13 protein-coding genes and 1 pseudogene are annotated in these 9161 nt (G+C 71.1%); 9 read left to right on the top strand and 5 right to left on the bottom strand.

Annotation, left to right across the window (positions count from 1 at the left end; translation table 11 throughout):
* Positions 1–84 precede the first annotated feature (84 nt).
* The 7 genes from ABT147_RS36090 (at position 85) to ABT147_RS36060 (ending at position 3885) form a co-directional block, all read left to right on the top strand.
* A complete protein-coding gene (locus ABT147_RS36090) occupies positions 85–546 on the top strand; it encodes a GGDEF domain-containing protein (protein WP_502983216.1) in 462 nt (153 codons plus the stop codon).
* A complete protein-coding gene (locus ABT147_RS36085) occupies positions 543–983 on the top strand; it encodes an ASCH domain-containing protein (RefSeq protein WP_351414235.1) in 441 nt (146 codons plus the stop codon). The genes ABT147_RS36090 and ABT147_RS36085 overlap by 4 nt, the downstream gene beginning before the upstream one ends.
* Positions 980–1147 (top strand): hypothetical protein, encoded by a 168-nt coding sequence (locus ABT147_RS36080; RefSeq protein WP_351414232.1) that lies wholly within the window; start codon positions 980–982, stop codon positions 1145–1147. The genes ABT147_RS36085 and ABT147_RS36080 overlap by 4 nt, the downstream gene beginning before the upstream one ends.
* A gap of 141 nt (positions 1148–1288) precedes the next feature.
* Entirely contained in the window at positions 1289–1468 is a 180-nt protein-coding gene (locus tag ABT147_RS36075; protein ID WP_351414230.1) for a hypothetical protein, read from the top strand.
* Positions 1469–1478: 10 nt separating this feature from the next.
* Entirely contained in the window at positions 1479–2378 is a 900-nt protein-coding gene (locus ABT147_RS36070; protein WP_351414227.1) for an Lsr2 family DNA-binding protein, read from the top strand.
* Positions 2378–2848, top strand: coding sequence for a hypothetical protein (locus ABT147_RS36065; RefSeq protein ID WP_351414225.1), 471 nt, complete (start codon positions 2378–2380; stop codon positions 2846–2848). The genes ABT147_RS36070 and ABT147_RS36065 overlap by 1 nt, the downstream gene beginning before the upstream one ends.
* A 344-nt stretch (positions 2849–3192) precedes the next feature.
* Complete coding sequence (locus tag ABT147_RS36060; RefSeq protein WP_351414223.1) at positions 3193–3885, top strand: glycoside hydrolase family 18 protein; 693 nt, start codon at positions 3193–3195, stop codon at positions 3883–3885.
* A gap of 51 nt (positions 3886–3936) precedes the next feature.
* Here the strand turns inward: ABT147_RS36060 and ABT147_RS36055 are convergent, their stop codons facing one another.
* The 5 genes from ABT147_RS36055 to ABT147_RS36035 all read right to left on the bottom strand — a co-directional run bounded on the left by ABT147_RS36055 (position 3937) and on the right by ABT147_RS36035 (position 7331).
* A complete protein-coding gene (locus ABT147_RS36055; RefSeq protein WP_351414221.1) occupies positions 3937–4590 on the bottom strand; it encodes a DUF4352 domain-containing protein in 654 nt (217 codons plus the stop codon).
* A 403-nt stretch (positions 4591–4993) separates the two neighbouring features.
* Entirely contained in the window at positions 4994–5194 is a 201-nt protein-coding gene (locus ABT147_RS36050) for a hypothetical protein (RefSeq protein ID WP_351414219.1), read from the bottom strand.
* Positions 5194–5658, bottom strand: a complete 465-nt coding sequence (locus tag ABT147_RS36045; protein ID WP_351414216.1) for a hypothetical protein — start codon at positions 5656–5658, stop codon at positions 5194–5196. Before ABT147_RS36045 ends, ABT147_RS36050 begins: the two co-directional genes overlap by 1 nt.
* 87 nt (positions 5659–5745) lie before the next feature.
* Complete coding sequence (locus ABT147_RS36040; RefSeq protein ID WP_351414214.1) at positions 5746–6594, bottom strand: helix-turn-helix domain-containing protein; 849 nt, start codon at positions 6592–6594, stop codon at positions 5746–5748.
* The gene (locus ABT147_RS36035; RefSeq protein WP_351414212.1) at positions 6591–7331 is read right to left on the bottom strand and encodes a DUF6879 family protein; all 741 of its coding nucleotides are present in this window, start codon (positions 7329–7331) and stop codon (positions 6591–6593) included. Before ABT147_RS36035 ends, ABT147_RS36040 begins: the two co-directional genes overlap by 4 nt.
* A gap of 743 nt (positions 7332–8074) precedes the next feature.
* On the opposite strand from ABT147_RS36035, the gene ABT147_RS36030 reads away from it, so the two are divergent.
* Together ABT147_RS36030 and ABT147_RS36025 are read left to right on the top strand one after the other, a co-directional pair.
* Positions 8075–8584, top strand: coding sequence for an excalibur calcium-binding domain-containing protein (locus tag ABT147_RS36030; RefSeq protein WP_351414210.1), 510 nt, complete (start codon positions 8075–8077; stop codon positions 8582–8584).
* A 396-nt stretch (positions 8585–8980) separates the two neighbouring features.
* Positions 8981–9161: pseudogene (locus ABT147_RS36025) on the top strand (hypothetical protein); the annotation flags it as partial.

Genomic DNA, 9161 nt, shown 5'->3' with positions numbered 1-9161 from the left:
CCCCCCCGGGGGCCGCCCCCCGGGGGCCCCCACCCCCCCCCCCGGGCCCCCCCGCCGCCCGTCCCCCCGGGCTCCCACAGCGTCGTGTTCCTCCCCCCCCACGCCCACTTCAAGGACGTCAATGACCGCCTGAGCCATGCGGCTGGGGACACGGTGCTGCGTGCGACCGCCGACCGGCTCACCGCCTGGGCGGGCCCGGGTGCGGCCGTCGGCCGGCTCGGTGGAGACGAGTTCGCCATCGTGCTGCACCTGCCCCGTGGCCGTCGCGAGGTCCGCCTCGCGCAGCTGGTGCGGATGCTGCGCATCCCGGTGGTTCTCGACGACGGCCAGGCCGTCGACGTCGCAGCCTCGGTCGGCGCCGCGGCCCTGGACGTGATCGGCACCCGCGACCTGTCCGTGGCGCAGCGCGCCGCCGACGCAGCCCTCTACGACGGCAAGCACTCCGGCCGCGCCGTCCTCGCCACGCCGGAGCACGCCAAGGTGCCCTCCATCAACGGGCGCAGGGCGGGCAGGCCGGGCACGGCAGTGTGGGGGCGAGCGGCATGAGCGTCGTGACTCTGCCCGAGGGCGAATGGATCCGCGGAATCAGCATTCGGCAGCCGTATGCGGCCTGCATCCTCGCCGGGGCCAAGACGGTGGAGAACCGGCCTGTCCGGTGGCGGACCGGCTGGGTGCTGCTGCACACGAGCAAGACCATCGACCAGGGCGCTCTGCGTACCCCGCTGATCGGCCGCACGATCCGAGGCCGTCAGCTGGTCACGGGCGCGGTGGTCGGCATCGCCCGGATCACGGACTGCCACCAGGACCCTGAAGGAGCGCCGCCCTGTTCGGAGTGGGCGCCCCCGGGTGCCTGGCACCTGGTGGTCGAGGACGTCCAGGAGCTGTCCCTGCCCGTCCCCGCACGCGGGCAGGTCGTGCCCTGGAAGCCGTCGCTGGACCTGCTGGACCGCGTGTTCCATCAGCTGCCCGACTTCCGGCCGTGACCCGTTCGGGATGCAAAAAGGAGACGACGCCGTTCCTGCCGGGCCTGGTCCCGGCTCCCGGTGAGCTTCTCGTCTGGCGCGACGGCCAGCACTTCGACCGCTGGCAGGACCTCGCCTGCACGTTGTGCGGCCGGCCCACGCCCATGCGCTCCCACTCCGGCTAGCCCGTGCACAAGGCGCGCCGAGGCATGGATCACCGCCAACCCCGTTGAGGCCCGCCGCAGGCGGTTCGCCTCCGACCTCACGCCGAAGCCCAAGTTCACGGGGCAAGGCGACCACTCCTGACCTCCACCTGGAGGACATCCATGAGCAGTACCCCACACCACGACGTCGACCAGGTCCTCGTCTACCCCGAGCCGCCCGCGCACCCGAACTGGCGGCGGCCCGGGACGGCGAAGCCCCGGCCGATCACCCCCGCCCAGCAGGAGCACAACCGCGAGCTCCTGGCGCTCGCCCTGCGCAAGCCCCGCACGAGCGCGGCGTAGGAGGCCGGCCATGTTCACCGACATGAAAGAGGCCCTCGAAGCCGAGGCCCTCGAGCTCACCGAACTCGGCAGCGGCCAGAACGCCGCCGCCTCCCTGGTGGTCGCCCACCACGCCCGCGACAAGGACGACCTCGCTGACCTCCTGGGCGCCCTCGGACTGCCCTGCACCAAGGACGACCTCGTCCCCCTGCTCCCCCACCTTCCCACCGCCGACACCCCGACGACCGGAGCCCCGATGCCCGCCAACGCCTACACCGCCACAGCCGCCTCCATGCTCAACAACGGCGACAGCCCCGAGCACGTCCGCGACACCCTCGGCCTGTCGGAGAGCGAGCTCGCCGACGCCGTCCAGCACGCCAAGCTCGCCGAAGCCGTCCAGAGCACCGGCCTGCCCGCCGCCGACGCGGATACCGAGAACAGCGCCGGCGCCGCGGAGACGGCCCCGGCCACGGTGCCCGACAACACGATGGACGCCGACCAGACCGAGGCCCTACTGGTGTGGGCGGAGAACCACCCCGCCGCCGCCATCCGCAACCGGGCCGCCCGCGTCCGCAGCGACCTCACCGAGCTGACCGAACGCCGTACCGCCGACGCCGCACAGGGGGAGGCAGAGGAACGGGTCGCCCGGGCCAAGCTCGAACTGGAGGCCGCGCAGGCACAGCTGCGCCAGGTGAAGTCCGGCGGCCGCGCCACCACCGAGGACCAGGCCACGTCCGAGAGCCAGGGCACCACCGCCGTGACCGCCGCCCCCGCGCCCAACGGCAAGCGAAGCAAGGAGCAGCTGGCCGCGATCCGGACCTGGGCACGGGCCAACGGCCACCAGGTCGCCGACGCCGGGGTGATCCGGAAGTCGGTGGTCGACGCCTACGACGCCGCCCACCGCACCACCGCCCTGGCGGAGGCGAGCTGATGGACACCATGCCGCTCACCGTCGACGGCTTCCTCTACACCGTGCCCGCGCCCGGCGACGGCCCGGGCACCGCCCGGTTCCAGCTGGTCGTCTCCCCCACCGACGACCTCGTGGACGACGTCGTCTGGTTCTGCACCACCAGCGACTCCCGGATCGCGTACGCCCTGCTCACCGAGATCCAGTCCGGCGACCTGCTGCACGTCTCCGGGTTCCTCACCCAGCTCGACGACCCGGCTCAGCCCGCCCGGCTCACCGTCGAGGCCCTGGAGGTCCTGGCCCCCGCACCGGCCCGGGCCCTGCAGGAGATGGTCCTCGACAGGTACGGCGACTACATCGTGGTGTTCGACGCCGACACCGAGACCGTTCCGGTCTTCACCGCAGGCGGCCAGTGGGTCGGCACGGCGGAAAACCCTGACGCGATCGGCAGGCTGATCGAGATCCACGAGCGCGTGAACGGTGGCGACGGATGACGGACAACTCCGGACCCGCGAGATCCGCAAGCCGTCGGTGCCGGCACGGACTGCGGGCCGACCTCCGGGTCCGTCGACAACGCGCTCACGCAGCTCTCGGAGCGCGGCCCGGTCGTCCGAGTTGCCCACGGAGTGTGCGGGCCCCGTCGACCAGTCCTGACTCCTGCTCCCCCGCGGGTCCGGCCCCTGAGCGGGGCCGGACCCGCCCGCTGACCCGTCGTCCAGGATCCCGGCCCCCAGGTCGAGGTCCCGCCTCCTGTGACCCACCCTCCGGCCCGGCTGCCCCCCGGGACCGGCCCACGCAGTCACAGCACCTCACCCGACATCAAGACGAGGCACCAGCAATGACACTCATCAGCCCGAACACCGTCCTCGCGAACGCTCTCACGAACGTCGAGGACGTCCTCGCCCCGCGGATCCGTGCGAGCAAGCCGCAGCGGATCGCCCTGGTGGTGGGCACCCAGATCAACGGCGCCCCACACGCCGGAACCTCGCTGGTGCAGTCGATGGCGTTCGCCACGGCCGCCCGGCTCCGTGACCGTCATGGCCTGCCCGTGGAGGTCCGATTCTCCGCGCTGGACAACGCGCCGCACGAGATCGTCACCGATCCCGCGACGGGCAACCGCTACCAGCTCGCCTACGCGCAGGCCCTCGGGACGGACGGCATCGCCAGCCTGGTCGGCACCCTCTACCGGCCGCTGTTCGACGCGCTGTCGGAGCGGCTGTCGGTCCCGTACGGCGTGGAGACCTACTCGGAGCAGCAACAGACCGCCGTGTTCCGGGAGACGTGGCTGCGGGTCCTGCCCCGCCGCCCGCCTGTGGCTGGCTCCCTCGACGGGGTTTTCGCACCCTCTTGGGAGTCGATGCTCACCGCCCCGACCGGACGACGCTACGGCGGCCCGGCCACGGGCGGAGGCCAGCCGGTTATCGTGTACCAGACGATCGAGCTCGACGGGCGGGTCGTCGCCCGTCAGATCTTCGATCCGATGCGCGGAGAGATCCGTCGGCGGGGCGGCCTGAAGTCGCTTGAGCCGTAACCCACAGAGGAGCCCGGCGAGGCTGGCACGGCCGCGCTCGGGGTCTCGCAGCTACTTGCCGACCTTCCACTCCACCGGCTCATCCAGATCTGCCGGCGAGTACAACACCCGCTCCGCCCTGCCGAACCCCTTCGGCACCTCGAAGAAGATGTTGCCGCGCACGCAGTCTCCGCCCTTGACCTTCGCGTCCATCGGATACACCGGCGGCGGTAACTCGCTCCCGGTCATGTGGAAGGGCTCCAGCCGCGACCCGTCCTCGTAGGCCAGGGACCATGTGAACGGGGCCACGGAGATTGGCTCCTCGCCTTCGTTGCAAACCTTCACCTCGACGAGGGCCAGCCTCTGCCCATCCTGGAACAGTCCCGTCGGGCTCCTGAGGCCCTTGTCCTTGTGGGCGAGCACGGCGGCGGAGAACTTGTTGCCGCCCGCGTCGATGTCGACCTTGTCGCCGAGCTTCAGCGTCTCCTGGCTGGGTGACGGTGACGGGCTTGCCTTCGTGCTGCTGGCTGACGGTGTGCTGGCCGCCTTGACCACAGTCGGTGCAGGGTCGTCGTCGGAGGAGTTGGAGACGACGATGCCCGCGGTGACGATTCCCGCGATGAGTACTGCTGCTGTGCTGATGATGATCGTGTTCGTGTGGTTGCGCTTCGGCGGCTGCGGTGTCGGTGGTGTGGCAGCAGTGGGTGGCGGTGTGGCGTCGCTCATGGTCCCCCCAAGGACGTGCGTGTGTGCGTGGAGCGAATCATGAGGCCAACGCGGAGCGTACGGGCTGGTATGGCCATCCTGTGACCCTTCTGGCGTGATGCACCCCGCTGGTCGCCGCCAGGGGTCCGCACCAATGCGGACCCTTTGCCCGCGGCGGCTGCCTGCACCCGACCGCCCCCTCACGCCTGGGGTGCGGGACGGACGGGCGTCTGAAGGGCGCGCGTATACCGCGCCCACAATTCCTGGGCCGTCGGGCAGCGGACCTCACCGAACTCGCAGTCGTCACAACCGTAGAAGTGCGTGGTGAAGGACCGGTAACGGGCGTACGCGCCATCCGACACGACAGCCTGGAGATGGCCAGGGCCGCCGCTGCCCGCCTCCTGGCACTGCCAGCTCACCCCGCTCACTGCTTCACCGGCTTGGGATGGGGGTGGCTACGGATCTCCATCTCGTACGTCGTGGCCTGCCGGATGTTGCCCCGGCCCTCGGCGTCCGCGCGCTGCCGGTCGAGCGCCGCACACACGTCACACCCCGGTGCGGGCCGCGGGGGGCGCGTCGGGTCCGGCAGCATGACCGGCAGCTCTTGAGTCGTCTGCGGCTTCATCAGCAGGCCTCCGCGGGGAGTCGGGCGCCGCCACCTGGGCCGAGAGCGGCAGCGATCAGCGTGGGGTCGTTCAGCCGGCCGGTACCGTCCGGGCGGTGCAGCCACAGACGGCCGCACTGATACCAGCCCGTCGGCGGACAGTGCAGCGGCCAGCCTTCGGGGCGTAGGCGAACCTGTCTTACGTCGGCGAGGTCCTCGGCGGCGTCCGGCGCGATCAGCCACCAGGCCCGCTCGACACTGGGGTCGGCCAGGACCGGGCCGAGACGCTCGGCACCGATCCGGCTGACGGCGTTCATCGTGTCGAGGAGCCGGGCCTCGACGGCGAGCCAGTGCTTACCGGTGCCGATAGGGGCGAGGGCTTCCACATTCCACGCCTGGCGTACGAGGTCCGGGTGCGCGGAGCAGTCTGCGAGCCACGCGTCCCCGGCCTCGTAGAGGTGCGCGATGCCTGGCGAGGGGGTCATGGCCAGGACCGTAGGCAAGGCGGTTGCGTGCCTGCGCGCCGATTGCAGCGGATTGCGCGAGGCGGCGGGCCGGTTGCTCCGGCTTGCTTACGTGAGGTCCAGAGAGGCCCGTGCGCGGCCGATCAGACGGCGGGCCGGTGTCCCGTACTCGGCGGCCTCGGCCAGCCACTCCCAGGCCCGCTCGTACAGGGCGATGTCGTCCTCGCCGGTGAGCCAGAGTTCTTCGCTGATCGTCTCGACGATCACCAACCGGCGGTCGTAGATCCAAAAGGCGTGCGGGGCGGTACGCCGCAGCTGCGCCCCGAACGGCAGGATGCCCAGCTCGATACGGCGCTGGCCGACGAGGTTGTACAGGCGGTCGAGTTGCTCGGCCATCACCTCCACGGGGCACGGGCGGTGGTACAGCGCGGCCTCGCACACGAGGAACCGGAACGTCTTCTCCGGGTCGTACAGCGACTCCTGGCGCCGCATGCGGGCCTCGACGGCGGCCTCGGTCGTCGGGGTGATGCCCCGGAATTCGGCGTTGCTGTCGAAGATGACGCGGGCGTACTCCGGTGTCTGGAACAGCCCGGGGATCCGCGACACCTCCAGGCCCCGGAGCATGGTCGTCGCCTCGGTCTGCCGGACGGCGATCTCCTGGCGGCCGCGGTGCCCGCCGGCCAACTGCCGTCGCCACGAGCGGTGACGCTGCTTCATGTCCAGCCCGGCGAGCAGGCCGTGCAGCTCGGGCTCGGCGTCCGCTCGGCCGATGGCGCGGGCCCAGCTGGTGAGGTCCTCGCGGGTCGGGGTCTGCTTCCCGTTCTGCAGGCGGGACACCTTCGAGGACTGCCAGCCGAGCCGGGCGGCGAGGTCTTTGCCTTCCAGGCCGGCCTCGGCGCGGAGTTCACGCAGGCGCGCGCCGAGGGCCTCGCGGGCGGTCTGGAAGTCCGTGGTCACACGATGGAACGTACCTGCCTGGCGAACTCCGTTGTAGGCACTGCGTGATGCCAGGCGGCGTCGCGGGCCTGGCAGGCGGCGAGGACTTCGGCGGGGTCCTCGGTGACGTACACGCCGAGGGTGGTGTCGTCCACGTCGAACGCGAACCGGGCCACGACACGGGAGTCGAACAGCCAGAAGTCGTGGTCGGGCAGGCACAGCTGTTCGGCCTGGCCGCGGGTGAGGTTGCGGATTTCCTCGCCGGCGGCGACGTTGGACGGGGCGCTGGCGAGGAGGAACCGCTGCCCCTCGGTGGGCGGGGTGTCGACGAGGCGGACCCGCTCGAACCGTTTCCCGGCCGCGGTCTGCGCGGTGACGTTGTCCCGCCAGGAGTTGGCCGGCTCGGCTGCGATGTCTTCGCCGTCCTGCCAGCGCTGCCACTTCGAGCTGTTGCGGTCGGAGGCGTAGCCACGGCGGGTCTCCAGCCGCCAGGCGGTGTGCCGGAACTCGCGGAACAGGTGGGCGATTGAGGTGAACGGCTGAAGCTCGGGTGTCTCGGTGCGGGGCGCGTAGCGGGTGAGGAGGGCGCGGGGGACGCGGACGAACGTCTCGGATGGCTTGACGTCGCGCAGCTGTACGAGGTGGGCGGGGTCGGTCTCTCGGTCGCCCTGGACGAGGATCTCGTCGGTGCCGTCGATCTCGTACAGGGTGGGGCAGTCGCCGTCGTCGCTGGTGGTGCCGAGGAACCTGAGCGTCATGTCGTCTCCGCGTCCTGGGTGGTCGGACGTCCAGGATGGAGGGCGGCGGCGTGGTGCCGCTCGGGGATTGCGAGGGATTGCCGGTGGAGGGATGCGCCTGCGGATTGCGCGCAACCCGTAACCGCATAGAGGATGCGGTCCGATGGCTGTGATCTGCGGGTTTGCCGGGGTGATGGCACTCATATGGCACGCGGGGGCGCCTTCAAGGAGGGCTGCCGCAGGGGTCCCACGGCGAGGCGAGCGGCGTACCGGCCTCGCAGCCGCTGGGGTACGCCGTTAGCCAGTCGTCCTCGGCTGTGTCAGGCGCGGGGGTGTACGCGGGAGGCTCCCAGGAAGGAGCAGCGGCGGGCGACGACGAGGGGGCAACAGGTGGCACGCTGGTGCCGCTCAACATTCGGTTGGCCACGAGGAGAAACGCCACGACGGCACAACCTCCGAGGAACAGCCACCAGAGTGCGACGAGCAGACTGTCCTCGTTGGATGAGGGCCGGCGCTTGGGCATGGCTTACCTTCCCGGTCAGTGGGAGCCGGCGTCATGCGTTCACTGCCACGCATTGTGCGCCCCCGTCCTCGGCGAGCGAGGCGGGGCCGTCTGGTGGGGCTGCGTGTCGGCTGCGAGGTCCGGTGGTCGGTGAGGTGACCGGGCCGGATGATGAGCGACTCCATGCCACCAGTGTGCGGGGTGCTCGGTGGCGTGGTGCACTGATGGCCAGTGGCTGATCGGTGAATCGGTGGTGGTGGCTATGGCTGGCACTGGCGGGCGTCGGGGGCTCGTATGGCGGGCCCGGAGGCGATGGGCGGCGATGGGGTGGCCGGGCCGGATCAGCAGTGTGGGCATCGGCCTTCTTGTGTTCTGCCTCGCCCTCGGGGCAGTCCTCACGTCGTGTGGGGTCGAGGAGGAGGCTCCTCGGTCGCCCTCTCCGTCGAGTGGATCGCCGACGGCTTCCCCGCCTGGTGTGCCGCCGTCGAGGCCAGCTGTGACGGAGACGGCCACGGTGACGGCCACGGCGGTTCCTGTCCCGGAGGAGACGGTCACTGAGACGGTGGACCAGGACGAGGACCAGGAACAGCCTGCGGAGCCGGAAGCAGTTGAGCCGGAGCCTGCGGATTCGACGACTGCGCCGCCTGCGGACGTGTACTACGAGAACTGCGACGCGGCGCGCGCGGATGGGGCTGCGCCTGTGTATGCCGGGGACCCGGGCTATGGGCCGCACCTGGACCGCGACGGCGACGGCGTGGCCTGCGAGCCGTAACGTCCGGGCATATAGGAAAAAGCCCCTGAGGATGGGGACCTTCCTGTACCCCTCTACGGGCATTAATTCGCAGGTGGGGCCCTCTACCAAGGTCACTACCGGGGTAGCGAGCCCCTCTACATCAGGCGCCCTCCCCGGTGTCCTCGACGGCTGTGTTGCCCACGCAGTGCGGGTCCCGCGCCGACCAGCCCGGCCAGTCCGGACCCCTGCTCCCTCGGCAGGCCCCTGAGCGCGCCCCTGGTCGCGGCCGGCCCCGCCCGCTGACCCCGTCGTCGAGGACCCCGCCCCCTCTGGGGCGGGGTCCCGTCTCTTGTGACCCACCTCCGGCCCGGCTGTCCCCCGGGACCGGCCCACGCAGTCACAGCACCTCACCGACATGAAGACGAGGCACCAGCAATGACACTCACCAGCCCGAACGCCGTCCTCGCAAACGCTTTGACGAACGTCGAGGACATCCTCACCCCACGGATCCGCGCGAGCAGGCCGCAGCGGATCGCCCTGGTGGTGGGCACCCAGATCAACGGCGCCCCACACGCCGGAACCTCGCTGGTGCAGTCGATGGCGTTCGCCACGGCCG

It is taken from the genome of Streptomyces sp. NPDC001868 (assembly GCF_040297125.1).
Classification (GTDB): domain Bacteria; phylum Actinomycetota; class Actinomycetes; order Streptomycetales; family Streptomycetaceae; genus Streptomyces.
This window is presented reverse-complemented; position numbering and strand designations above follow the sequence as displayed.